The organism is Burkholderia singularis, assembly GCF_001718875.1.
GTDB lineage: Bacteria > Pseudomonadota > Gammaproteobacteria > Burkholderiales > Burkholderiaceae > Burkholderia > Burkholderia singularis.
Map to the genome: position 1 here is coordinate 864,448 of NZ_CP013449.1, position 24,464 is coordinate 888,911.

Below are 24,464 nucleotides of genomic sequence, written 5' to 3' on the forward strand. Positions count from 1 at the left end.
CGTATACGTGTAGCTGATTCATATGTCCTGATGAGGTACGGCCGGTCTGGTGCAACCGGCTTGTGGGCGCTTGCGGGCCGTCAATCCGACAAAAACCGCGACGGCGTCGGACGAGCGAGCGAAGGGCGGCGGCGCTGCCGCAACAACATTCCGTTAACGGCAATTTTGTTAAAAAACTTGAAGTCGATGTGCATCGCGCCGGCGCTTGCGCCAAGGCAATGTTTCTTTCGGTAAGGCGATCGTCCGCGCCGGCGGTGTTTCATGCCGAGAGGTATGGCGTGCGAGTCGCCCGGCATGAGCCATTGAATCTCATTGGGAGATTGTTGGAAAATTTATCTTTCAATATTGATTATTGGGATGTAATTGCGGGTGCACTGCGATGTCAGCCGGGCATGGCGGCCGTGCGAAATCGAGGCTGTCCGCGCCTTTCTTGCGAACGGCTCGACCGTGTTTTTGCAAAGCGCGATGCGAAAGCGGCTCATTCGTGAACGGCCCAGGGCCGGCAACGAATCGCGTGCGGCGCAGTGCGCGCATATTGGGCGCCGGGCGCCACCATTCGCCGTGGAAAGCGGCCCCACGCAAGCCGGCCAGCGTGGCGACGAACCGTTGCCGCAGGCATGCACGCTATTGCGTACATCCGTTAAATCGTTTGAACTGCTGGTTTTCCCGATTATCAGGATCAGGAGAGCAGCATGAGCGAAGCAGACCGCGAGCAGGGCAAGGCGCGCCGGACGCAGGTGATGGGCGAAGCATTCGTCGAGCGCGCGATGAGTGATCTAGACGGCTTTTCCCGGCCGCTGCAAAACTGGCTCAACGAGCATGCATGGGGCAGCACGTGGCAGCGCGGCGGTATCGATTTGAAGACGCGCAGCCTCTGCACGTGCGCGATGCTCGCAGCACTCGGCCGAGGCAACGAACTGAAGGGGCATATCCGCGGCGCGCTCAACAACGGCGCGAGCCTCGCCGAGATTCGCGAGGTGCTGCTGCATAGCGCGCTCTACGCGGGGGCGCCTGCGGCTGTCGAGGCGTTCCGTCATGCGCGCGAGGTCATCGATGCGCTCGGGCTGAGCGTGCCCGACGATGAATGAGCGCCGTCGAACGGGCCGTGCGCGGCGACGGCCTCGGGCGACGGCGCATAGCCGGCTGATGAGGCGCGCAGCCACCGGTTGCTGTTTGCGATGCCGCGGCGTTTGCGTAGTGCCCGGTAGCGCCGGTTCAGGCGGCGGTGAGCCGGGCCGTGAGCGGGCGCGCCGCGATCGATTCGAGGATCAGCGCCGCAAGCTGCCCGGGGTTTTGCTCGGGAATCCAGTGCGTCGCGTTCGGCAGTATCTCTAGCCGAAAGGGCCCGTTCACGAAGCGTCGAGCCAGTTCGGCGCCGCGTGGCGACAGCGCCGAATCCCGCGCGCCGAAAACATGCAGCACGGGCGTGGACACCTTGCGGGACAGATCGCCCGGCGGTGTCAATGTCATCGCGCGATACCAGTTGAGCGACGTCGTCAGCGCGCCGGCATCGAAGATATCGGCATAAACGCCATCCGCATCGGCCGGCGTCATGCCGGTGCTGAGCAGCAGCCGCTTGAACAGCCCTCGAAAGCGCGTGATGAACCACTCCGGCAGTCTGGGCAACTGGAACAGCCCCATGTAATACGAGCGCAGCAATTGATCGCTCGTCAGCATCGAGAGCATGAACGCGCCCGAGTGCGGCACGGATACCGTGGTCAGCGTCTGCACTCTGTCCGGGCGCTTGCCGGCGAGCGCCCAGGCGACGGCCGCGCCCCAGTCGTGGCCGGCGACGTGGACGGCTCCCGCGCCCAGCCGCTCGATCAGCGCGACGACGTCGCCGACGAGCCGCGACATCCGGTAGGCGCCGACGCGCGGCGGCCGTGCGCCCGGTGAATAGCCGCGCTGGTTCGGCGCAACGGTTCGATAACCTGCGGCGTTGAGCGTGGCGCTGACCTTGCTCCAGCATTTCGCGGTTTGTGGCCAGCCGTGCAGCAGGACGATGGTTTCACCGTCGAGCGGGCCGGTATCGATGACGTCGAAAGTCAGTCCATCGTTGTTGAACGAAGTCACGCGTTGCGACTGTTCCATGATGCTATCTCCCTGATTTTATTGTCGGTGTCTGCGGTTTTGCGATGCGGCGGTGAAGACGTCGCGGCACACGGACACGAACGTTCGTGCGATAAAAGTCTAGCTGATGACGACACGATATGCGGAAGCAAGCGGATGAAATATTCGTCGCTTGGATGACGGAGCTGGACGGTTTTTTACGGCCATTGCAGCATTGACCGTATGAAACGTTTGGCCGAAGCCGGACGCCGCACGCGATATGAGCCGGCCGGTTCGGCCGCGCGGCGGCGGCCGAACGCGTGCGCACGCCGCGCATTCGCGCGCGAAGCGGCCGGACATGCTTGAGTTTGGAGAACCACGGGAGACGCGATGACGGCAACAGTATTCGACGCCGCACAAACGGCACGGCTGACGCCGTTCGCCGAATTGGTGGATGCGTTGGGGACAGCGGCGCTCGACGCCGCCGATGGCCTGATCGCGAGTCCGGCGCGGCTCGTCGTGCCGCTCAACGAAGGCGGCGTGTTGTTGTCGATGCCGGCGGCGGCATCCGATCTCGCGATTCACAAACTCGTGACGGTCTGCCCGCGCAATCGCGCGAGCGGCTTGCCGACGATACGCGGGCAGGTCAGCGCGATCGATCCGTCGAGCGGCGCGCCGCTGTTCGCGCTCGACGGCCCGACCGTCACCGGCCGCCGCACGGCGGCCGTTACGCTGCTCGCGATCCGCACGTTCCTGGCCGCGGCGCCGCGCGACGTGCTGTTGATCGGCACGGGAACGCAGGCCGAGCATCATGTCGCTGCGCTGGCCGCGCTGTTTCCCACGGCCCGGGTGCATGTGAAAGCGCGTACTGCCGCGCAGGCGGCGGCGTTCTGTGAGCGATTGCGCCCGGCGTCACCGGCGCCGGCGCGGCTCGAACCGCTCGCGTGCGATGCCGCGTTGCCCGATGCGCTGGATGTCGTCATCACGTCGACGACGAGTGCCGCGCCGGTCTACGACGAGCCTGCGCGCGCGGGGCGGCTCGTCGTTGGTGTGGGAGCGTTTACGCGCGATGCGGCCGAGGTCGGCGGCCGCACGATCGCGGGCAGCGCGCTCTATGTCGACGATCCCGACGGCGCGCGCCATGAGGCGGGCGATTTGCTCGTCGCGGGCGTCGAGTGGTCGCGTGTGCATTCGCTGGCCGATGCGCTGCGCGAGCGCGCGGCGCCGGCCGGCGGGGCGGCCGGCCACGCGGCGCGCCGCCCGGTCCCGCACGATCGGGCAACGCCGGTATTCTTCAAGAGCGTCGGCTGCGCGGCATGGGATCTTGCCGCGTGCCGGGTCGCGCTGGCCGCCGCTACTTCACGCACTCAAGCGTGTATTTGAGCGCCGAGCCGAGCAGCCGCCGCCACACGTCCCACGTATGCGCGCCGCCGACGATCCGTAGCGCGGCGGGATTTTGCGCGCGCCGCAAGTTCGTATAGAGCACGCTCGATTCGGCCTGGATCGACAGGTCGTCGTCGCCGGCGGCGATGAACATCGGCAGGCGCAGCGGTTGCGCGAAGTAGCCGTGCCAGAGTGCCGGATAGTTGAGCTCGTGCCAGATCTTCGGGTCGAACTGCTTGTCGCCGAACACGCCGACGTAGCGCGCGGCCGACCCGGTGGGCGGCTCGTTCGAATAGATCGCCGGGCTGAGCAGCATCGCGCCGCAAAAGCGCTCCGGCTCGAGGAGCGCGAAGCGCAGCGCGCCGTAGCCGCCCATCGATACGCCGCCGATCGCCCGCCCCGCACGCTGGTTCGACACTGCATAATGCGCTTCCACATCCGGCAGCAGATCGTCCAGGAACGCGCTTTGCATCTTCTCCTTGCGATCGACGTACCAGTCGGTGCCGCCTTGCGGCATCACGATCACGACAGGGGGAATCTCGCGGCGCTCGATCAGTGCGTCGGCGGTGGTTTGCAGGCGGCCTTGCGTGATCCAGTCGTAGGCGTTGCCGGCATTGCCGTGCAGCAGGTACAGCACCGGGTAGCGTGCACCTTCCGGGTTGTAGCCGGGCGGCAGATAAACCAGGTAAGACCAGTCGCGGCGCAGTGCCGGCGAGCGGAACGAGCGGGCGACGATGCTGCTGGTGGCGGCGGCGGCCGGCGCGGGCGGGGCCGCGTGGGCGGCGAGGGTAACGGCAGCGAGCGCGGTGACGAACAGCGTGACGAGAGGCGAAAGGAATCGGCGCATGGCGGCGTCATTATCATGGCGAGCGCGTAGGCTATCAGCGTCGGATGACAGCCGTCACTCGGATTTTCAGCGTTTGTTGTGCCGGCGATGCGGCAGCCGGATCGGCCACTGCGGCCCAGGCGTGCGCGGCGGCCGCGCCGGCGGCATTCGCTGGAATCGCGCGGCAATGCGTGCGGCCACCGGCGGATACAGCTTCGCCACGACGTACAGCAGCCCGAGCGCCGCCGCATCCGCGGCGAGGCCGAGCGGCACGTTCAGATAGCCTTGCGTGGCCGCGTACAGCAGCGAGTCGACCAGCAACGAGATGCCGGTGCCGGCGACGAAGCACAAAAGCCCCTGCCGGCCGATCGTGCCGATCCACGGCATGGCCTGCGCCACCCGATGCATCCAGCCGAGATGCACGAGCTTGGCCGCGAGCCACGCGATCGCCAGGAAGTTCGCGAGCCGCCACGCGCCGAGGTTCTGCTTGATCGACGGATCGGCCGGGAACGGCTCGATGCGCAGCCGGTAATACGCGCCCGCCACGACGACGGCCAGCGCAATGGCCGTCACGCAATGCGAGCGGGCGGGCCGCCGCGCGAGCACGCGGTAGACAGGCTGGCAGCGCGCGACGATGCCGAGTACGAACAGGAATTGCCACGCGAATGGATTGAAGTCCCATTGCGTATCTTCGGCGGTGGGCAGATAGCCGACGATATTGCGCGCCGCAAGCCAGAGCGCGGCGCTCGCCGCAATCAGCAGCCACCATGCACGGCTTCTCGCGGCCGGCAGCGCGAGCGGCACGAGCAGCGCGAAGAATGCGTACATCGGCAGCACCGAGGCCAGATAAGGCTGGCGCCGCAACAGCAGGATATCGCGCAGCGCGGCGAGCGGCGCGCTCATCAGCCCGTCCAGATCGTTGGTCGGCATGTTCGGCGCGTCGATCGCGAATGCGCTGAGCGCCGCGGTGATCGACAGCATCAAGCCAGCCGTCAACAGGAAGGCGCGATAGATTTCAAACGCACGTTTGATGAAGCGCTGGCGCGCGGCCGCTTCCGTTTGGCGCTCGGCGAGCGAGTTGTATGCGATCGCGGTTGCAAAGCCGCCGAGAAACACGAACACCTCGGCGGCATCGCATAACGCATACGCATGCAGCGTGACGCGCGACAGGATGCTGCCGCCGATATGGTCGACGACGATGACGAGCAGCACGAGGCCGCGAAAAAAATCGAGTTCGACGAAGCGCCGCGACGGCGCGGCCGCAGCGCTCATGCGGCGCGGCACGCGTGAACCGCGCGACGACGTGGGATGGACATGCAAACGGGGACAGACAATGGCGGCATGGCGAAAAGCGGCACGGCGAGGCATCCGGACGATAGCTGCGTATTTTGCCATCGATCGCCGCTTTTAAGGGTTTACACCGGGAAAATGCCGTTTTTGCCCTGATTCCGGCGCTTTGGCGGCGCATTAGTTGGCCGCACGCAACATAGGTAAGCAATTCCATGCACCGACATGGACAGTGTATTTTGTGCATGACAGTATTGCGAACATCGTATCAATCCTACGAAATGATTCGTTGAGGTTGACACAATGGATGCGCTCCGGCGCCGGGCGCCAGGACGACCACTATTCAAGGCTGCGTTGCCAGGCAGCCGATTGAGCAACTAGAACTAGGTTTGGAGATACCGATAATGAAAAAGCAAGTTGTATGTGCAGCGGTTTCGCTCGCCTTCGCCGCGCCGGTTTTCGCGCAGAGCAGCGTGACGCTGTACGGCGTGATCGACGAGGGCTTCAACTATACGAATAACGTCAACGTCAACGGCGTCAACAAGAGCAACTATCAGCTCGCAAGCGGCTATGCGCAGGGCAGCCGCTGGGGCCTGCGCGGCTCGGAAGACCTGGGCGGCGGCTTGAAGGCGATCTTCACGCTCGAAAACGGCTTCGACGTGAACAACGGCCGGCTCGGCCAGGGCAGCCGGATGTTCGGCCGCCAGGCGTTCGTGGGCCTGTCGCACAGCCAATTCGGCTCGCTCACGCTCGGCCGCCAGTACGATTCGGTCGTCGACTACCTCGCGCCGCTGACGGCGAACGGCAACTGGGGCGGCACGTTGTTCTCGCACCCGTTCGACAACGACAACACGGACAACTCGTTCCGTGTGAACAATACGATCAAGTACGCGAGCCCGGATTGGAACGGCCTGTCGTTCGGCGGCACGTACAGCTTCAGCAACGGCACGGGCTTCTCGAACAACCGCCAGTACAGCGCCGGCGCGCAGTACACGGTTGGCGGCCTGCAACTCGCGGCGGCTTATCTGCAGGCGAACAATCCGGGCAAAACGGCGGCCGGCGCGATTTCGGGCGACGACGCGAACTTCACGGCCGACCGCCTGCGGATCTTCGGCGGCGGTGTCAACTACACGTTCGGCCCGGCCACGGTCGGTTTCGTGTATACGAAGGCCGACATCAAGAACCCGGTGTCGACCGTCTATCTGCCGGCATCGACGTTCGCGGGCCTGGGCCTGACGGCGACGAAATTCCAGAACTTCGAAGTCAACGGCAAATACCAGCTGACGCCGGCGCTCTTCATCGGCGCGCAGTACGTGTACACGGACGGCAAGTTCGACGCCGCCGCGAGCAACGTGAAGCCGAAATACCACACGGTTGGCCTGATGGCGGACTACAACCTGTCCAAGCGTACCGACGTCTATCTGCAAGGCGCGTATCAGAAGGTCGCGGGGGACAAGACCGGCACGATCGCGGATGGCGGTTATGTGGTGGGCACCGACGGCCCGTCGGCCTCGGGGAACCAGTTCGCGGTTCGCGCGGCGATTCGCCACAAGTTCTGATCGGTCCGCTGTTCGACTGTTTGACCGCCTGACGGCGGGTCGGCGGCGGCGTGCACTGCGTGCCGCCGCCGTTGCGCTTACGCCGCTCAGTTTTCGCTTTCCGGCTGCGTGCCGTCCGGCTGACGCGACAGGAATGCGATGAAATCGCGCGTGTACTTCGGTAATTCGTCGAAACGTCGCGCGCAGATCGTCAGCCGCCGATGCGACCATGCGTCGGTCAGCTCGATCAGGCGGATTTTCATCGTTTGCTGCGCGCGCAGCGCCGCATGCCGCGACACGATGCCGATTCCGACGCCGCGCTCGATCAGCCGGCAAATCGCGTCGAAACTCTTCAACTGCACTCGGTAATCGATCCGCTTGCCCAGCGCCTTCGCCTGCTCGGCGAGATGAACTTGCAGTGCGCTGCCGTCGGTCATGCCGATGAAGTCGGTGTCGACGAGTTCGGCGAACGCCACCCGCTCGCGCGCGGCGAGCGGATGATCGAGCGCTGCGACGGCGATCAGCCAATCCTCGCGAAACGGCTTTTGTTCGAGCCCGTCGACTCCGACCGAATCGGCAACAATCCCGAAATCGGCTGTCTTGCCGCGAATCGCATGTACGATTTCCTGGCTCGAACGTTCCTCGACGCTGACCGACAGCGTTGGATGGCGCGGCAGATATTCGGCAAGCGCATCCGGCAGGTATTCGCTGAGCGCCGCGGTGTTGCAGAGCAGGCGGATGTGGCCGCGCAGGCCGCCGCCGTACTGCTGTAGCTCGCCGCGCATGTGGTCGATCTGTTGCAGGACGACGCGTGCGTGATGTTCGAGCGCGCGGCCGGCATCGGTCGCGCGCGTGCCGCGTTTGGCGCGTTGCAATAGCGGCACGCCGAGTTCTTCTTCCATGCCACGGATGCGCTCGCTCGCGGATTGCAACGTGATGTGCGCGCGCTCGGCGCCGCCCGTGATGCTGCCTGCGTCACAGACATGTAGAAAAAGGCGCAGATCGGTCAGGTCGAATCGCATGGGGCGGGGGCTGTCGTTGTAATGGGCGATACGGTAACAGGAATGTTGCGGGCCGCGTTCAGGCGATGCCTGAGCCAGGCTTCGCCCGTTTCCGCATTTTTCCGCGGCGAAATGCCGCGCATCATGTTTGCCGATGGGCTGACATGGGGGCGGAGATGGACGGTGACGATTCGTCTTGGTTGCTGGCGTTCAAGCTTGCGTTACATATTTTCTTTGTTTGCTGCGGCGTTGCGGTGGCGATCGATGCGGTTTTTGTCCGGCTGCCGCAAGCCGGTTTCGGCGCGGTGCCGGAAGGTTTGACGCGCGCGAACGCATCGGCCGCTGTTGAGCCGAGGCACGCGCCGGTTTCGTCGGTCACGGCGAATCGCGCGGCGATACCGCTACGTTGTTGGATGTGCATGCGATTCTGATGGCGCTGCAACAACGCAACGGGCCGGCTGACGTCGTCGTCGCGCATTCGCTTGGCGTGCTGTATGCGTTTTACGCGCTCAATCATGGTGTGCATGCGTCGCATCTCGTCGCGCTGTCCGGCATCTGCGATTTTTCGTATCTGATCACCCGCTATACCGCGTCGCTGAACCTGCGGCCGGAAACGGTCGACCTGCTCAAGCGTCATCTCGAAGCCCTGTTCGGCAAGCCGACGATCTGGCATGAGTTTTCGTCCGACAACAATCTCGCCGGATTACGGGCGCGAGTCACGCTGATTCATGATGCGGATGATGAGTTTGTCGAATTGTCCCAGTCCGAAAAACTTCTGGCCGCGCTCGATGGCATCGCGGACCTACAGGTGTTCAAGGGCCTCGGGCACCGCCGCATTCTGAGCGAGCCGGCGGTGGTCGCGCACGCGCTCGACAGGATCACGCGCGCGCAATCATGAATGCGAAGGGATTCGGTGCAAACCCCGCGCCGGCGCGGCGCGTCGACTCGAGTTAGATGCTGGCGCGAATCGCGTGGCGTTGAGGCTCCCGCGCGCCAGCGACGATGCGCAATCGTCAGGAATCCGTGCTTTCGATCGCGGTATCCGTTCGTTATCCGCCATTCTGGTTTTCGACATGACATTCTCCACCGACATCCGAGTCAGATACTGCGAAATCGATCAGCAGAACGTGGTATTCAATATGTGGTACGTCGCATATCTCGGCGAAGCGTGGGCCGCGTTCCTCGAGTTCCGCGAGTTGCCGTATCGCGTTCTCGCATCGGCGGGCACGGAAGTGCAGTTGGTTCATCTCGAAATAGACTGGCGCGGCAGTTTGTCGATGGGCGATTCGGCGCGCATTGACGTGCAGCCGATTCGGATCGGCACGACCAGCTTCACGCTCGGTTTTGACATCTGGCGAGACTCGGCCGAGATCGCCAGTGCGAAAGTCGTCTATGTGTGCATTGCAACCGACGGCAGCGGGAAAAAGCCGGTGCCGGAGGTGTTGTTGCGCGCGCTGAAGGGCCATGAGTGAGCAGGCATTCGACGGACCGGCGCCAAAGTATGAAAGGTCACCGAAGATCACGCCGCGCCGGGAAGCGATTGGTGGCCGCGAGCACTTTGTCATCATTGCTTGCATCCGGTTACATGTGTGTACCGCCGATTTTGAGATGCTTGGGAGCTTCATCGTTTGGAGTTGACTCGAGCATGAGCAAGAGCGAGATCGACCGCCGTGTCTTGTGGCTTTCCGGGATAGCCGCCGCGCTGATCGTTGCCGGTTGCGCGACGCAGTCGTCACCGGTCGAGCCGACCGACACGCTCGCGAGCGCAGCCGTTGCATCGCAGGCGAGTGCCGCGCAGGCCGCAACGGCGGCGCTTGCGCCAAACGGCCAGGATCAGGCCGCGTCGCCGCTGGCCGCAACCCGTTACGTGGTGAAGCGCGGCGATACGTTATCGGCGATCGCGCAGGCGAAGGGCTGCACGGTCAAGGAGCTGCAAAAATGGAACCGGCTTGGCCGCCGCACGCGGATTGCAATCGGCCAAGTGCTGTGGACCGCGGCGCCGGATGCGCGCGGCGCGGTCAGTTCGCAGGCGACGCGCCCGGCCGACGCGGCAAAGCCGGGCGGCTCGGACTCGGCCGATGCAGGTGACGCAGCGCTGGCATTCACCGGTTTGGCCGGTTTGCTGCCATCGCCGGTCGATGTCGCGACCGGCGATGCTCGCGCAGTAAGCGATGTGCTCACGATGAGCGATGCGCTCGCGGCGATTCCGGCGAGCGCTGCATCGGGTGGCAGCTCGAATGTGTCCGAGTTGGCCGGGGCGGGCGCGGTGCCGTCGCAAGCGTCGCAAGTGCAGCAAGCGTCCCAAGCGCAGCAAGCGTCGCAAGTGCAGCAAGCGTCCCGAGCGTCGCAGGCGCAGCAAGTGCCGCAAACGTCCCAAACGTCCCAAACGTCCCAAACGTCCCAAACGTCCCAAACGTCCCAAACGCCGGCGGCTTCCGGCAGCGCCGCCGAGCGCGCAGCTGACCGGCGCGTTGTCCAACAGACGAAGCGTCATGCGCAGTCGATCGCGCTTGCGTGGCCGGTGGCTGGCACGGTCGTCGAAACATTCCAGCCGGGCCGCAACCGTGGCATTCAGATCGTGGGCCGTGCGGGCGATCCGGTGCGCGCGGCCGCAGCGGGGCGCGTGATGTATGCGGGCGCGGGTTTGAACGGTTACGGTACGCTGATCCTGGTCCAGCACAATGCAGATTTCCTGACGGCTTATGCGCGCAATCGCAAGCTGCTCGTGAAGACGGGCGATGTTGTCCGGCAAGGCGAGCAGATTGCCGAGATGGGAAGCGGTGCCGACAATGGGCGTGCGGCGATGCTGTTCGAAGTGCGGCGCGACGGCAAGCCGGTCAATCCGATGCTTTATTTGACGGGCAAGCAGCAGGGGTGAGCCGATGCAGGCGTGCGAAGCGCGCAATGCCGGCCGTGCTGCCCGTCAGCGGCCGGGCGGCGGCGGTTGGCTGTGCGTCGCATCGCGGCAGCCTGCCGTACCGCGATGCGACGCGCAAATCAGACGGCGTTTTACCGTTACCGTGCGCCGGGTGGGGATCGCATGTCATGCGGCCCGTGTGTAACGCCGCGCATCGGGCGATGGCATCGGACACTGTTGACGAACGCTTGCAAAGCGGCTTGTAACGGCCGTTGCGTTGCGGCGAACGCATGCGCGATTCATGAGTTTTCTCGACACGGCCTGCGGCCTGACGCCGAGTGACGGCGCGCCATCGTCACGCAAGCAAATCTCTCCAAAGGCCGGCACATCGCCGGCCACGCACGCTGCCGGGAGAGCACAACGCACGTCGACGCGGCGACAAATCCGCACGATCGCGCACATCAAGAACTGATACGCTCACCGGCGTGCGAATCCGGCATGCGAGTGCCGCGCGTCGGATTGGCCGACATCCATACATCACTTCACCATTCACCCATCGATCATGAAGCATTCCCTATCGCGCCGCTCAGTACTGATCGCCGCCGTTTCCGCGCCATTGATCGGCGCGTGTGCACCGCTTACCGGACATTCGGACAACGTCGGCACAGCCGATGCCCAACGGGCGCTCCGTGAGCTCGAGGCATCGTTCGACGGCCGTATCGGCGTGGCCGCGCTCGATACGGCGACGAACGCGAAAATCGCGTACCGCGCCGACGAACGCTTTGCGTTCTGCAGCACGTTCAAGATGATGCTGTCGGCGGCAGTTCTCGCACGCAGCGCCGCCGAACCTGATCTGCTGCCGCGCAGAATCGTCTATGCCAAACGCGACCTCGTCGAGTATTCGCCGATCACCGGCAAGCACGCGGGCGCAGGCATGACGACAGCCGAGCTATGTGCGGCGGCGCTGCAATACAGCGACAACACGGCCGCGAATCTGCTGATTTCGCTGTTGGGCGGTCCTCAGGCAGTGACCGCCTATGCGCGTTCGATCGGCGACGCCGAGTTTCGTCTCGACCGTCGGGAGACCGAGCTGAATACCGCGATTCCCGGCGACCTCCGCGATACGACCACACCGTCGGCGATGGCGGCGAGCCTGCGCCGTCTGCTGCTCGGCGATGCGCTCGGCCAAGCGCAGCGCGAGCAGCTCAATGCATGGATGCTCGGCAATACGACGGGCAACGAGCGGATTCGCGCGGGCGTGCCGCCGGCATGGCGCGTTGCCGACAAGACGGGGACGGGCGATTATGGGACAGCCAACGATATCGGCGTCTTGTATCCGCCGGGCCGCGCGCCGATCGTGCTCGCGATCTATACGACGGGGCGCGCTCAGCAGGCGCGCGCGCGCAATGACGTGATCGCGTCGGCTGCGCGGATTGTCGCGCGTGCGTTCGGCTGAGGTCCAACTTATTACCGCCCGTCGCGATGCCTTGTCTTGTCTTGGATAGCGGCATACGTCAGCGGACGATCCGGCGTCGAGCTGCGCGGTTTCGCTGCACATCGCGCACTGAGCGCGCAGGCGGGCGATACGCCGATCTGGACGGACGAAGCGATAAACGGACGGTTCGCCATGAACGGCTTGTCGTAAAGGCGCGCAGCATCGGAGGGCTCGCTGTGCCGGGCCGCCCGGCGCAGCCGAATGCATGGATGTGACCGGTGCGGCGCCGGCTTCAGCCGGCGCGCCGGTATCCCTGCGTCGCCGCGAGCAACGTGCGGGTGTAATCGGTTCCGACACGCGCCGCACGCACGTCCTCGATGTCAAGCTGCTCGATCATCATCCCGCCGCGCATGACCGCCACGCGGCTGCACAGAAATCCGACGACCGCGAGATTATGGCTGACGACGATCATCGTGAGTCCCCGTTCGCGATGCAGCCGCTTCAGCAAATTGAGAATCTCCGCTTGAACCGATACGTCGAGCGCCGACGTCGGCTCGTCGAGCAGCAGCACGCGCGGCTCGATGATCAGCGCGCGCGCGATTGCCACGCGCTGCCGTTGCCCGCCCGACAACTGGTGCGGATAGCGGAAGCGAAATGCGGGCCCGAGGCCGACTTCGGCGAGCGCGCGCGGAATTCGTTCGTCCGGGTTAGGCAGCCGATGGATCGCGAGCGGCTCGCGCAGCGTTTCGTCGACGGTGAAGCGCGGATGCAGCGACGCATAAGGGTCTTGGAACACCATTTGCACGTCGCGGCGCCATGCGCGCTCGAGCTTGCCGCCGATCGGGCGCGAGCCGATCGACAGCGTGCCGTGCGCAAGCGGCACGAGGCCCGTCAGCGCGCGCAGCAGCGTCGACTTGCCGGACCCGGATTCGCCGACCAGCCCGAACGCGTCGCCCGTGCCGATCGATACGCTTACGTCGCGCACCGCGTCGACGTGACCGGCGCGGGTCGTAAAACGGATCGACGCATCGCGGATCTCAATCATGGGGGCGGTCGTCATGGTGGAGGCTCCTGTTACTGATTCCATGTTCGGCGTGCTTTTCACGTGGAGCCGAGCCACGCGGGATCGCGCTCGAGCAGCGGCAGCGTGTCGGGCGGATCGGCGAGCGGCGGTGTCGCGGCAAGCAGGCCACGCGTATAAGGATGGTTCGCATGGGCCAGATCGCGCGCCGCGCAGGTCTCGACGACGCGCCCCGCGTACATGACCGCGACCCGGTCGCAAAACGACATCACGAGCGGCAGGTCATGGCTGATGAATACGAGCCCGGTGCGATGGCGGGCGATCATGTCGTCGAGCACCGCGAGCACCTGCATCGACACGGCGACGTCCAGCGCGGATGTCGGCTCGTCGGCGATCAGCAGGCGCGGCCCGGTCGATACCATCATCGCGATCATCACGCGCTGCCCCATGCCGCCCGACAATTCGTGCGCATACGCGTCGGTAACGCGTGCCGGATCGCGAATCTCGACGGCGGCGAGCGCATCGACGATCCGCTCGCGCAGCGCGCGGCCGCGCAAGCCGGGTTCGCGCAGCCGGAACGCCTCGGCCATCTGCTGGCCGACCGTCATTACCGGGTTCAACGAATACTTGGGATCCTGAAGGATCATCCCCATTGCGCTGCCGCACAGCCGGCGGCGCTCGCGCGGCGCGAGCGCGAGCAGGTCGCGGCCTTCGAAGCGCAGCGCTCGCGCGCGCCATTGCGCGGCAGCAGGCAGCAGGCCCAGCAGCGCACGGCCCGTCAACGATTTTCCGGAGCCGGATTCGCCGACGATGCCGAGCCGCTCGCCGGGCTCGAGCGACAACGACAAATCGTGCACCGCGTCGACAAGCGTGCCGTCATGGGTGCGAAAACCGATTTGCAATCCTTCTATTTCGCAAAGAGGCGGGGCCGATGCCGTGCGTGTCAGGGCGCCGGCCGTGCTCCCGTGTGCCAATCCGCCCGAAGCACGCGCGCGCTCGGCGTCGGGCGAAGGTGCGTGAAGCGTATGTGCAGGCAATCGCATGTCAGGCTCCATGACGCGGATCGAAGACGTCGCGCAATCCGTCGCCGAGCAGGTTGAACGCGATGCTGACGACGAGGATTGCGATGCCGGGCAGTGTCGCGACCCACCAGGCGTCGAGCAGCACGTTGCGCCCGGAAGCCACCATGAAGCCCCATTCGGGGCTCGGCGGCTGCGCGCCGAGCCCGAGAAAGCCGAGTCCGGCGACGGTCAGCACGATGCCCGCCATGTCGAGCGTCGCGCGCACGATCACGGACGACACGCACAGCGGCGTGACATAGCGCGATAGGATGCGCAGTGGCGATGCACCTTGCAGCCGCGCGGCATCGATGAAATCCGCGTGCGCGATGCGCAACGTTTCGGCGCGCGCGAGCCGGGCATAGGCCGGCCACGCGGTGATGGAGATTGCGACGACCGCGTTGACGACGCCTGGCCCGAGCGCAGCCGCGAATGCCAGCGCGAGGACGATTTTCGGGAATGCCAGCGCGATATCGGTGATGCGCATCAGCACGCTGTCGACAAAGCCGCCGCAGAAACCCGCCGTCGTGCCGATCGCGAGCCCGATAGGCACGACGATCGCGACGACGAGGATCGCGATGCCGAGCGTCAGGCGCGAGCCGGCGATCATCCGCGACAGAATATCCCGGCCGAGCTGATCGGTGCCGAACCAGTGTGACGGCGAGCCGGGCGGCAGCAGCCGGTCGGCGAGCACCTGCTGCAGCGGATCGTGGGGCAGGACGAATGGCGCGACGATCGCGACGGCCACGAGCGCGGCCAGGATCGCAAACCCGATCAGGTTCAGCGGATTGCCGGCGAAGCGCCGCCAGCGCCGGTATGCGAGGCCGAGCGCCGCTTGGCGGCGCGACGCGGGCGTATCGGTGAGCAGCCATTCGCGCAGCGTGGGCGCGGCCGATGATGGCGGGCGGCGATGGGAGGGCGAAGGCATGTCGAAATCGTTCAATCGTTCGATGAGGATAAGGGGCGTGGTAAATCAACGGGCGCGCGGATCGAACACGCGATAGAGTGCGTCGGTCAGCAGATTGATCGTGATGAATAGCGCGCCGATCACGAGCGTACAGCCGAGTACCGCATTCATGTCGGCATTGAGCAGCGCCCCGGTCAGATACGAGCCGATGCCGGGCCATGCGAACACGATCTCGGTCAGCACCGAGCCTTCGAGCAGATTGCTGTAGGTGAGCGCGATCACCGTCAAGAGTGGCACCGCGATGTTGCCGAATGCATGCCGCCAGATCACGGCGCGCTCGGCGAGCCCTTTCGCGCGCGCCGTGACGATGTATTCCTGGCTCAATTGATCGAGCATGAACGAGCGCGTCATCCGGCTCAGGTAGGCGACCGAGTAATAGCCGAGGATCGCCGCGGGCAGCACGATATGCGACAGCGCATTGCGCAGCACGTCCCATTCGCCCGCGAGCGCCGCGTCGATCAGCAGGCTGCCGGTGCGCGGCTCCACCATGCCGTCGTAGACGGGATCGAGCCGCCCCGGCCCCGCGACCCAGCGCAATTTCGCATAGAACAGCAGCAGTCCCATCAATCCGAGCCAAAACACCGGCACCGAATTGCCGATCAGGCCGACGAAGCGCGCGATGTGATCGATCGGCCGGTTGTGCCGCGCGGCCGCCGCGACGCCGAGCGGCACGCCAAGCGCGACGCCGATCAGCGTGGCGAGCGTCGCGAGTTCGAGCGTTGCGGGAAACACGCGCTTGATATCGTCGAGCACCGGGTTCGACGTCAGCAGCGACATGCCGAGATCGCCGTGCAGCACGTCGCGCGCATAGATCATGAATTGCGTCGCGAGTGGTTTGTCGAGCCCGAGTGCGATTCGCTCGGCCGCGTAGGCTTCGGCCGATGCACGGTCGCCGAGCACGGCGAGGACGGGATCGATCGGCACTTTGCGGCCGATCACGAACGTTAGCGCGAGCAGCCCCGCGAACGTCACGGCAAGCGTGAGCGCCGCGCGCGCCGCACGCAGCGCGCGGCGCACGCCGGGGCGGCGCGCGGGCAGTGTGCGCAGCGCTTCGAAAGCGGTGGCGGGTGTCGACATATCGGGATTGGCAGGTTGCGTCATTGTTTCTTCAGATGCCGATACGATACGAGATCGTTGATCGGGCCCACTTCGAGGCCGCTCACGCTGGGCCGTGTCGCCACCTGCGCGACCTTCTCGAACAGGATCACGAACGGCGATTTCGCAAGCACTTCTTTCTGCATCGCCTGGTAACGCTGTGCGCGCTTGGCCGCCGACGGCTCGACGAGCGCCTGCTGTGTCTGCGCGGTGAGCGGCGCAATGTCCCACGCGTTGCGCCATGCGAGCATCTTGTAGCTAGACTGATCGCTGTTGTCAGGGTTCCATGCGAAACCCTGCGCGTTGCTATGCGGATCGATGTAATCGGCCGACCATTCCCCGATGTAGATGTCGTGCTGTCGCGCGCGGTATTTCGCGAGCGTCTGCTTGTTGTCGCCGGCAATGAGCTTGACGTTGATGCCGGCCAGCGCGAAATTCGCCTGCACGGCCTGCGCAATTTCGGTGTACGGATAATCGTTGCGCACGTCCATCGTGATCGTGAAGCCGTTCGGCACGCCGGCTTTCGCCAGCAGCGTCTTTGCTTTCGCGACGTCCTGCCGGTACGGGTTCGCGTCGAGGGCGCCGAGAAAGCCGTCCGGCATGAAGGTTTGATGGACCTTGTAGGTCGTCTTCACGACGTGGTTCTGGATGCCGTTATAGTCGACGAGCCATTTCAGCGCTTCCTGCACTTGCGGTTTCGCAAGCGTCGGATTTTTCGTGTTCAGGCCGAGATAGAGCAGCGTCGCTTGCGGCGCTGCCGTGGCCTTCGCGGTGCCGTTTTTGACGACAGCGGCGAGATCGTCGGGGCTGAGATCGCGTGCCGCGTCGACATCGCCGCTTTCGAGCAGCAGACGCTGGCTGGCCGCTTCCGGCACGTGCCGCAGCACGATGCGCTTGATCGCGAGCGGCAGCCGGTAGCGGTCGTTACGCTGCAGCACGATGCTGTCGCCTGCCGTCCACTTGACGAGCTGGTACGCGCCCGAGCCAGCCTCGTGTGTCTTCAGCCAGCCGTTGCCGAAGTCGTTGCCTTGCTGGTGCGACAGCAGCAGTTTTTTGTCGACGACCGATGCGGGCCACGAGCCGAGCACGTTCAGTACAAAGGTCGGTGCATATTTCCTGTCGGTGGTGACCGATATCGTCAGATCGTCAATCTTCTTCACGTTCGCGAGCACGTTCGTCTTCGTGAGCCCCAGGCCCGCGAGCACGGTGGCCGGCCCTTTGTCGAGCAGCACGGCGCGCTGGATCGACCAGGCAACATCGTCGGCGGTGAGCGGATTGCCCGAATGAAACTGGAGGCCCGGCCGCAGCTTGAACGTGAAGGTGAGTCCGTCCGGGCTCACGCTCCACGACTGCGCAACGTCGCCGTCGAACTTCGACGGATCGGCCAGATTGACGCGCACGAGCCGGTCATAGGTGTTCGCCACGTACTCCTCGGGCACGAGTTCGTAAATCTCGCCGGGATCGAGCGAAATGAATTCGTCGAGCAGCGTGGCCATCACGAACATGTCCTTCGGCGTCGCCGCGCGCGTGCAGGGCGCGGCCGAGAACAAGGTGCAGGCGGCGAGCGCCACGGCGAGTTTGGGCAGCGGGAATTTCATACGTGCTCCATGAGGCAGGGGGGGCGGCGTGCGGCCGGGTTCACATCAATCGCCACGGTCCGCTCGCCTGGTTGTCGATCAGCGGCCAGGCGCGCGAGTCGGGCAACTCGTAATGCCACCATTCGCTCGCGATGTGCGTGAAACCGGCGGCATGCATCACGCCGAGCAGCAGCAGCCGGTTGCGCTGAACGGATTCGGGCAGGCCGTCGTGGAAATGATTCGATGTGTTGATCATTTCGTCGAAGCCCGTGCCCATATCGAGCGCGGCGCCGTTCGCGTCGACGAGCGTCAGGTCGAGCGCGGTGCCGCGGCTGTGATTCGAGCCGCGTTCGAGGTTCGCGACATAATCCGGATCGGGCAGGAAGTGCCATAGCACCTGCTGGGCTTGCGGTGGCCGGTAAGCGTCGTAAATGCGCAGCTTCAAGCCGAGTCGCGCCGCAATCGCGACCGCGCGGCGCAGCGCGGCTTCGGCGGGTTCGAGCAGCAGGCAGTGCGCACGTTGGTAGATCGGCCGGCCGGTCAGGTTGCGTGCGCTCGCGTAGACGAGGTCGATGTCGACGCCGTGTGTGTGCGGCTTGATTTCGACGAGCCGATGGGCGCAGGTGTCAACGGACGGCTTCATGGTTCGAATTGATCGAATTCGCGCTGCAGCTCGCGATTGCGCTCGACACGCGCGTCGAGCGCGCTGCCGAGCCGATCGACTACCGCGCTGATCAACAGATTGAACAGGCAGGTGAGCGGCGCGAGCGAATCCCAGAACAGGCCGACGTCGGTTTTCACCTGCAGCAGATCGCAGCGCAGTTCGCGCGCCCATGGGCAGTAGACGTCGGTCACGAGCGCGAAGCGCAGCCCGCGCGCGGCGGCCGCTTCGCAATAGCGTCGCGCGATGCGCGAATACGCGCGGATGTCGGTGACGATGCAATAAGGATCGGTGAAGCCGGAGTTCAGCGAATCGACATACGAGCCGGACATGCCATCCGAGTAGAAGACGCGCGGCCGCAGATATTCGAGATAACTGTGCAGGGCATTGCTGATCCCACGTGTAGATTGAATGCCGAGAATGAAGACTGCGTCCGCATGCGCGATGCGATCGGCGATTTGCGCGAACGCCGGCGTGCGCGCGAGTTCGTATACGTGGCCGATTGCGTCGAGTTCGCGCGCGAGCGCGTCGTCGAGGTGGGCGGCTGCCGAGGCGGCAGGCGAAGCCTCGCGCGCCGCAAACGGCGCAGGCGCGCCCGTCACGCGCCGGTATTCGTCGAGGCGATCGGTGATCATCCACGGGCGTTCGGATACGCCACGCAGTTCGCGCTTCAGATCATCGAGGTTGCGATAGCCGACACTGCGCAGAAAGCGCCCCACCGAAATGCCGCTCGTCCCGGTCTGCCGCGCGATCTGGTCGGCGCTTTCGAGGCCGAGCCGCTCCAGATTGGCCAGCATGTAGCTCGCAATGCGCTTGGCGGTGGGCGTCAGCTCGGCAAAGCGGGTTTCGACGGTCTGAACGAAAGCGGACGGCATCGGGCGTTTGAACGGTGGTTTGTTGGATCGTTGTCGTTTGGTTGTGCGTTGTCATCGATCTAACAAAGACAAAAACCTGCGTGCCAGTTTATAAAATAAATAGAGATAAAATATCGAATAGCTGGAAATTATCCGTTGCCGCACGAAACGGCGCCGATGCGCCCTCGCATTGGCCGGCCGGCGGCCTGCTCCGGCCGCCGGCCGCGGCCACGCTCACTTCTTCAGCGTCCGGTACGACACGAGATCGTTGATCGGCCCGATTTCCGGCCCGGTCACGCCGGGGCGCGTGGCGACTTGCACGACCTTCTCGAACATGATCACGAACGGCGAGTTCGCGAGCACAGCTTTCTGCAACGCCTCGTAGCGCTGCGCGCGCTTTGTGGCTGACGGCTCGGCAAGCGCCGCATCGGTCTGCGCGGTGAGTTGCGCGATGTCCCAGCTATTGCGCCAAGCGAGCAGCTTGTACTTTGCGTTGTCCGAATTGTCCGGATTCCATGCGAAGCCGCGCGCATTGCTGTTCGGGTCCATGTAGTCGGGCGACCACTCGCCGATGAAGATATCGTGCGCGCGTGCGCGATATTTGCCGATCGCCTGCTTCGCGTCGCCGGGGATCAGCTTCACGACGATTCCGGCTTTCGCGAAATTCGCCTGCAGCGCCTGTGCGATCTCGATGTACGGGTAATCGTTGGGCATGTCCATCGTCACGGCGAAGCCGTTCGGCAGCCCGGCTTTCGCGAGCAGCGCTTTCGCCTTCGCGACGTCCTGCCGGTACGGGTTCGCGTTTAGCGAACCGAGAAAGCCCTCCGGCAGGAACGTCTGGTGGACTTTGTACGTCGTGCCAACGATGTTGCGCTGGATGCCGTCGTAATCGACGAGCCACTTCATCGCTTCCTGCACGCCGGGTTTCGCGAGATTGGGATTCTTCGTGTTCAGGCTCAGATAGAGCAGCGCCGATACCGGCCACGACGCCACTTGGATCTTGCCGGCCTTCGTCAGGGCCGCGAGGCTGTCCGGGCTCAGATTGCGCGCCGCGTCGACGTCGCCGTTCTCGAGCAGCAGCCGTTGCGCGGAGGCTTCCGGTACATGGCGCAGCACGATGCGCTTCATTGGATACGGCGTGCGGTAGCCTTCGAAGCGCTGCAATACGAGGCTTTCGTTTGGCGTCCATTTGACGAGCTGATACGGGCCGGAGCCCGCATCGGCATTTTTCAGCCAGCCATTGCCGAGGTCGCCGTTCTTTTCGTGCGACAGCAGCAGCTTCTTGTCGACGATCGATGCCGGATCGGCGCTCAGCACGTTGAGCACGAAGCTCGGCGCGTACCGGTGCGCGGTTTCGATCGAGACGGTTTGATCGTCGATGCGCTGGATCTTTTGCGCGACGTTGTCTTTGGTGAGGCCGAGATCGGCGAGCACGCCGGCCGGTCCCTTGTCGAGCAGCACGGTGCGGCGCAGCGACCACGCCACATCGTCGGCCGTCACCGGATTGCCCGAATGGAACTTGAGACCGGGCCGCAGCTTGAACGTAAAGGTCGTGCCGTTGGCGCCGACGCTCCACGACTGCGCGATCCGGCCTTCGAACTTGGACGGATCGCGCAGATCGACGCGAACCAGCCGTTCGTAGGTATTCGCGACATATTCGGACGGCACCAGCTCATAGATCTCGGCCGGATCGAGCGTCGTGAATTCGCCGAGCTGCGTGGCGATCACGAAGATGCCGGGCGGAGTGGCGGCGTGAGCGCAGAACACGGGCGCGAGCGAAAGCGCGCCGAGCGCGGCGCCGATGGCGAGCTTGGACAGCAAATGCTTCATCGATGCTCCGTCAGAAAAAGAACGAACCCGATTTTCGCATTACGGGCCGGAATCCAGAAATCGGCGATGCCACGCCGCGTCGCTGCGTGGCAGCCGCGCGGCGGCGGCCCGGTCATGCCCGCGCCGCCCCGAGGATTACAAACTTAAAGGGAATCAGATTAATTCATTAACCCATCTTGACAAATCATTTAATTTTTCTGGTGATTTGTATTTAACTTGTGTTGCGGAACATTTGATTGAAAGAAAATCGAATGATTAATCCGTTGGGTTTTATTTCCAAATTAGAATCGATGAAGAGGATTCGATGACAAATCTATCCCGGCGCAAAATGCTTGCGCACACGGCCGGCGCGGTCGCCGCCGCCGGCATTGCCGTGTCCGCCAAGGCCGCTTCGTTCGGCAATCCCGACAGACCGCCGGAGGGCGCGGTCAATGCACGCAATCCGCAGAGCCTGGCCGATCCCGGTCCGAAAAATCAGGCGTTGATGGGGCAATTCCCGTCGTTTCAAGATCCGCCGGCAACCGATATAAACGGAATGCCATTATTCTGGGCGTCTTTCAATAATGCACATAAACGGATTCAAAACGGCGGTTGGGCGCGTGAAGTCACGCAGGACGATTTTGCAATTTCCGAAACCATTTCCGGCGTCAATATGCGCTTGACGCGCGGCGGCATTCGCGAAATGCATTGGCATCAGCAGGCGGAATGGGCGTTCATGCTCGACGGCCGCTGCCGGATCACCGTGCTCGACGAGCAGGGGCGGCCATCGGTGCAGGACGTCAAGACGGGCGATCTCTGGTATTTCCCGCCCGGCCTGCCGCATTCGCTGCAAGGGCTTGGCGTCGATGGCGCGGAGTTTTTGCTCGCATTCGACAATGGTCGGGCGTCCGAATTCAACACGCTGCTCGTTACCGACTGGATCGCGCACACGCCGCCGGACGTGCTCGCGCTGAACTTCGGCGTGCCCGCCGATGCGTTCAAGCAGATCCCGCTCGACAACCTTTGGATCTTCCAGGGCGGCGATCCGGGGCCGCTTGCCGATGCGCAGCGGGCGTCGGCGTCGTCTCGGGGGGCGCCGAAGCAGCCGTTCGTCTTCTCGATGGGCGACATGAAGCCGAATGTGCAGACGCGCGGCGGCGAAGTGCGGATCGTCGACAGCACGAACTTCAACGTGTCGAAGACGGTGGCGGCCGCGCTCGTCACCGTGCGGCCGGGCGGCATGCGCGAACTGCACTGGCACCCGAACGCGGACGAGTGGCAGTACTACATACAGGGCAAAGCGCGGATGACGGTGTTCGATACCGGTCCGAAGGCGCAAACGGCCGATTTTCGCGCGGGCGACGTCGGTTATGTGAAAAAGAGCCTGGGGCATTACGTGCAGAACACCGGCCAAACCGATCTCGTGTTCCTCGAGATCTTCAAGGCCGATCACTACGCGGAGGTGTCACTGTCCGACTGGCTTGCGCATACGCCGCCGAAGCTCGTCGAGGCGCATCTGAATCTCGCCCCGGACGTGATCGCACGCATCCCGCGCAACCGGCCGGACGTGGTGCCGATTTGAACGCGACGGCCCGGCGCGGCGGCGAACGAGACGATATTGGCGCGTGACTGCCGCTGTGCCGGCCACATTGCGAATCCAACATTCGAACGGACTTCACTATGCCATCCACTCCCGCATCGCCGGCATCCGCCGGCGATTTCCCGATGCCCGGCGCGGCGACGTCACGCACGATCAGCGCGGCGCGCGATGCGCTCGACGGGCGGCGCAAAGGCCTGTCGGCCGTGCTGCCGTTCGTTGGGCCGGCCGTGATCGCGTCGATCGGCTACATGGACCCCGGCAATTTCGCGACCAACATCCAGGCGGGTGCCGCCTACGGTTACACGCTGCTGTGGGTCGTGCTGCTCGCGAATGTGATTGCGATGGCGTTTCAAGCGATGTCGGCGAAGCTCGGCATCGTGACGGGGCGCAACCTGGCCGAGCTGTGCCGCGAGCACTTTCCGCGGCCGGTGGTCTGGGGGATGTGGGCGGCGTCTGAAATCGCCGCGATGGCGACCGATCTTGCCGAATTTCTCGGCGGCGCGCTCGCATTCGGCCTGCTGCTTCATTTGCCGCTCCTCGCCGGCATGGCCGCGACGGCGGTGCTGACCGGCGCGATCCTGACGCTCGAGAAGCGCGGGTTCCGGCCGCTCGAGGCGGCGATCGCGGCGCTCGTCGGCGTGATTGGCGTGAGCTATCTCGGCGAGCTGCTGATCGCGCCGCAGAACTGGCATGCCGCTGCCTATCATCTCGTCGTGCCGCAACTGCGCGACGGCGCCGCGCTGACGATCGCGGTCGGCATCATCGGCGCGACGATCATGCCGCACACGCTGTATCTGCACTCTAGTCTCACGCAACGGCGCACGACGCCGCGCGATGACCGCGAGCGCCGTCTGTTGTTGCGCTTTTCGAACTGCGAGGTAGCTGTCGCACTGGGCATTGCCGGCTTCGTCAATATCGCGATGGTGATGATGGCATCGTCGGCATTTCACGCGACGATGCCCGGCATGACCGACATCGGCGACGCCTATCACACGCTGATCCCGCTGCTCGGGCCGGCCGCCGGCGCGCTTTTTCTCGTCGCGCTGTTTGCGTCGGGCGTGTCCAGCTCGGTGGTCGGCACGCTCGCGGGGCAGGTCGTGATGCAGGGCTTCCTGCGCCGCCAAGTGCCGATCTGGGTGCGCCGTGCCGTGACGATCCTGCCCGCGTTCGCGGTGGTTGCGCTTGGTTGCGACGTCACGCATGCGATGGTGCTGAGTCAGGTCGTGCTGAGTTTCGTATTGCCGCTGCCGATGGTTGCGTTGATGCTGCTGTCGAGCCGGCGCGACGTGCTCGGCGAGTATGCGCTGCGTGCGCCGATGATCGCGGCGGCTGGCGTGGCGAGCGCGGTAATCGTCGGCTTGAACGGGTATCTGGTCTGGGTGGCGCTCGGTTGACGCGGCGGTGAGTGGGGGTATAGCGAACCGGCATCGATTGCGCGGGATTTGT

The 24,464-nt window shown here is 64.7% G+C and carries 22 protein-coding genes; 9 read left to right on the forward strand and 13 right to left on the reverse strand.

The genetic code is table 11. The features are described 5' to 3' along the window. Positions 1-692 precede the first annotated feature (692 nt). Entirely contained in the window at positions 693-1,088 is a 396-nt protein-coding gene (locus AQ611_RS19700; RefSeq protein ID WP_059514437.1) for a carboxymuconolactone decarboxylase family protein, read from the forward strand. Positions 1,089-1,215: 127 nt separating this feature from the next. Here AQ611_RS19700 and AQ611_RS19705 read toward each other — a convergent pair whose 3' ends face one another. Beyond that, entirely contained in the window at positions 1,216-2,091 is an 876-nt protein-coding gene (locus AQ611_RS19705; RefSeq protein WP_059514435.1) for an alpha/beta fold hydrolase, read from the reverse strand. A 348-nt stretch (positions 2,092-2,439) separates the two neighbouring features. Between AQ611_RS19705 and AQ611_RS19710 the strand changes: the two genes are divergently transcribed. Further along, the gene (locus tag AQ611_RS19710) at positions 2,440-3,432 is read left to right on the forward strand and encodes a delta(1)-pyrroline-2-carboxylate reductase family protein (RefSeq protein ID WP_069235762.1); all 993 of its coding nucleotides are present in this window, start codon (positions 2,440-2,442) and stop codon (positions 3,430-3,432) included. On the opposite strand, the gene AQ611_RS19715 is transcribed toward AQ611_RS19710, so the two are convergent. Both AQ611_RS19715 and AQ611_RS19720 read right to left on the reverse strand, forming a co-directional pair. Continuing rightward, positions 3,404-4,279: an alpha/beta hydrolase gene (locus AQ611_RS19715; protein WP_069235763.1), complete on the reverse strand. Its 876-nt coding sequence runs from the start codon at positions 4,277-4,279 to the stop codon at positions 3,404-3,406. The genes AQ611_RS19710 and AQ611_RS19715 overlap by 29 nt on opposite strands. A 66-nt stretch (positions 4,280-4,345) precedes the next feature. Continuing rightward, a complete protein-coding gene (locus AQ611_RS19720) occupies positions 4,346-5,530 on the reverse strand; it encodes an OpgC domain-containing protein (protein WP_069236409.1) in 1,185 nt (394 codons plus the stop codon). A 419-nt stretch (positions 5,531-5,949) separates the two neighbouring features. Here AQ611_RS19720 and AQ611_RS19725 point away from each other — a divergent pair, with 419 nt between their 5' ends. Beyond that, positions 5,950-7,104: a porin gene (locus tag AQ611_RS19725; RefSeq protein WP_069235764.1), complete on the forward strand. Its 1,155-nt coding sequence runs from the start codon at positions 5,950-5,952 to the stop codon at positions 7,102-7,104. A gap of 86 nt (positions 7,105-7,190) precedes the next feature. Here AQ611_RS19725 and AQ611_RS19730 read toward each other — a convergent pair whose 3' ends face one another. Further along, on the reverse strand, positions 7,191-8,105 hold the full coding sequence (locus AQ611_RS19730) for a LysR substrate-binding domain-containing protein (protein WP_069235765.1): 915 nt from the start codon (positions 8,103-8,105) through the stop codon (positions 7,191-7,193). Between the two features lie 121 nt (positions 8,106-8,226). Next, a complete protein-coding gene (locus AQ611_RS25770; RefSeq protein ID WP_156789233.1) occupies positions 8,227-8,463 on the reverse strand; it encodes a hypothetical protein in 237 nt (78 codons plus the stop codon). 51 nt (positions 8,464-8,514) lie between these two features. On the opposite strand from AQ611_RS25770, the gene AQ611_RS19740 reads away from it, so the two are divergent. From AQ611_RS19740 to bla, 4 genes are all read left to right on the forward strand, one after another. Continuing rightward, on the forward strand, positions 8,515-8,982 hold the full coding sequence (locus tag AQ611_RS19740; protein ID WP_102720066.1) for an alpha/beta fold hydrolase: 468 nt from the start codon (positions 8,515-8,517) through the stop codon (positions 8,980-8,982). Between the two features lie 175 nt (positions 8,983-9,157). Further along, positions 9,158-9,556: an acyl-CoA thioesterase gene (locus tag AQ611_RS19745; RefSeq protein WP_069236410.1), complete on the forward strand. Its 399-nt coding sequence runs from the start codon at positions 9,158-9,160 to the stop codon at positions 9,554-9,556. Between the two features lie 173 nt (positions 9,557-9,729). After that, positions 9,730-10,962, forward strand: a complete 1,233-nt coding sequence (locus AQ611_RS25005; protein WP_083237467.1) for a peptidoglycan DD-metalloendopeptidase family protein — start codon at positions 9,730-9,732, stop codon at positions 10,960-10,962. A 541-nt stretch (positions 10,963-11,503) separates the two neighbouring features. Then, positions 11,504-12,397, forward strand: a complete 894-nt coding sequence (bla, locus tag AQ611_RS19760; RefSeq protein WP_069235769.1) for a class A beta-lactamase — start codon at positions 11,504-11,506, stop codon at positions 12,395-12,397. A gap of 271 nt (positions 12,398-12,668) precedes the next feature. On the opposite strand, the gene AQ611_RS19765 is transcribed toward bla, so the two are convergent. From AQ611_RS19765 to AQ611_RS19800, 8 genes are all read right to left on the reverse strand, one after another. Beyond that, positions 12,669-13,436, reverse strand: a complete 768-nt coding sequence (locus tag AQ611_RS19765) for an ABC transporter ATP-binding protein (RefSeq protein WP_176704052.1) — start codon at positions 13,434-13,436, stop codon at positions 12,669-12,671. Positions 13,437-13,477: 41 nt separating this feature from the next. Further along, positions 13,478-14,344, reverse strand: coding sequence for an ABC transporter ATP-binding protein (locus tag AQ611_RS19770; RefSeq protein ID WP_059515438.1), 867 nt, complete (start codon positions 14,342-14,344; stop codon positions 13,478-13,480). 97 nt (positions 14,345-14,441) lie between these two features. Continuing rightward, positions 14,442-15,383 (reverse strand): ABC transporter permease, encoded by a 942-nt coding sequence (locus tag AQ611_RS19775; RefSeq protein WP_069236412.1) that lies wholly within the window; start codon positions 15,381-15,383, stop codon positions 14,442-14,444. A gap of 45 nt (positions 15,384-15,428) precedes the next feature. Further along, complete coding sequence (locus AQ611_RS19780) at positions 15,429-16,499, reverse strand: ABC transporter permease (RefSeq protein ID WP_069236413.1); 1,071 nt, start codon at positions 16,497-16,499, stop codon at positions 15,429-15,431. Between the two features lie 20 nt (positions 16,500-16,519). Next, the gene (locus AQ611_RS19785) at positions 16,520-18,115 is read right to left on the reverse strand and encodes an ABC transporter substrate-binding protein (RefSeq protein WP_069235770.1); all 1,596 of its coding nucleotides are present in this window, start codon (positions 18,113-18,115) and stop codon (positions 16,520-16,522) included. A gap of 40 nt (positions 18,116-18,155) precedes the next feature. Next, positions 18,156-18,737: a D-alanyl-D-alanine dipeptidase gene (gene ddpX / locus AQ611_RS19790; protein WP_069235771.1), complete on the reverse strand. Its 582-nt coding sequence runs from the start codon at positions 18,735-18,737 to the stop codon at positions 18,156-18,158. Then, positions 18,734-19,630 carry a sap1 transcriptional regulator SapR gene (gene sapR / locus AQ611_RS19795; RefSeq protein WP_069235772.1) on the reverse strand — a complete coding sequence of 299 codons (897 nt, stop codon included), beginning with the start codon at positions 19,628-19,630 and terminating at the stop codon, positions 18,734-18,736. The genes ddpX and sapR overlap by 4 nt, the downstream gene beginning before the upstream one ends. A gap of 213 nt (positions 19,631-19,843) precedes the next feature. Then, positions 19,844-21,439, reverse strand: a complete 1,596-nt coding sequence (locus AQ611_RS19800) for an ABC transporter substrate-binding protein (protein WP_059514401.1) — start codon at positions 21,437-21,439, stop codon at positions 19,844-19,846. Positions 21,440-21,743: 304 nt separating this feature from the next. Here AQ611_RS19800 and AQ611_RS19805 point away from each other — a divergent pair, with 304 nt between their 5' ends. Then, on the forward strand, positions 21,744-23,000 hold the full coding sequence (locus tag AQ611_RS19805) for an oxalate decarboxylase family bicupin (RefSeq protein WP_069235773.1): 1,257 nt from the start codon (positions 21,744-21,746) through the stop codon (positions 22,998-23,000). A gap of 98 nt (positions 23,001-23,098) precedes the next feature. Next, a complete protein-coding gene (locus AQ611_RS19810) occupies positions 23,099-24,412 on the forward strand; it encodes an Nramp family divalent metal transporter (protein WP_069235774.1) in 1,314 nt (437 codons plus the stop codon). The last annotated feature ends 52 nt before the right edge of the window (positions 24,413-24,464 follow it).